Source organism: Xanthomonas cassavae CFBP 4642, from assembly GCF_000454545.1.
Lineage (GTDB): Bacteria > Pseudomonadota > Gammaproteobacteria > Xanthomonadales > Xanthomonadaceae > Xanthomonas > Xanthomonas cassavae.
This window is the reverse complement of record NZ_CM002139.1, coordinates 599,943-600,461: the sequence shown is the minus strand read 5'-3', so window position 1 is coordinate 600,461 and position 519 is coordinate 599,943. Positions and strand designations below refer to the sequence as shown.

Annotated in this window: 1 pseudogene; it reads right to left on the bottom strand. The window is 64.4% G+C overall.

The window, feature by feature from the left end:
* Nucleotides 1-519: pseudogene (locus tag XCSCFBP4642_RS0102575) on the bottom strand (IS3-like element ISXac2 family transposase); the annotation flags it as partial.

Below are 519 nucleotides of genomic sequence, written 5' to 3'. Positions count from 1 at the left end.
GATGCCGCCGAGCGCCATATTCGGGCGCTCGTGGTTGTACGTCCATAGCCAGCGGGTGGCTTTGTCCTGCACTTGGTCGATGGTGTCGAACAGGGTTCGGGCGAGCCAGGCGTAGCGGATGGTGCGGTTGTAGCGTTCAACGTAGGCGTTCTGCTGTGGCTTGCCCGGCTGGATGTGCTCGACCCGGATGCCATGCCGCTGCGCCCAGGACAGCAACGCGCCACTGATGTATTCAGGGCCGTTGTCGCAGCGGATCACAGCGGGCTTGCCGCGCCACTCGATGATCTGCTCCAGCGACCGGATCACCCGGGCTGACGGCAGCGACAGATCCACCTCGATCCCCAGCCCCTCGCGATTGAAGTCGTCGAGCACATTGAACAGCCGGAAGCTGCGGCCGTCGGCCAACTGGTCGTGCATGAAGTCCATCGACCAGACCTGGTTGATGGCCTCCGGCACCGCCAGAGGCTCGGGCCGCTCACGCACCAGCCGCTTCTTCGGCTTGATCCGCAGGTTCAACTC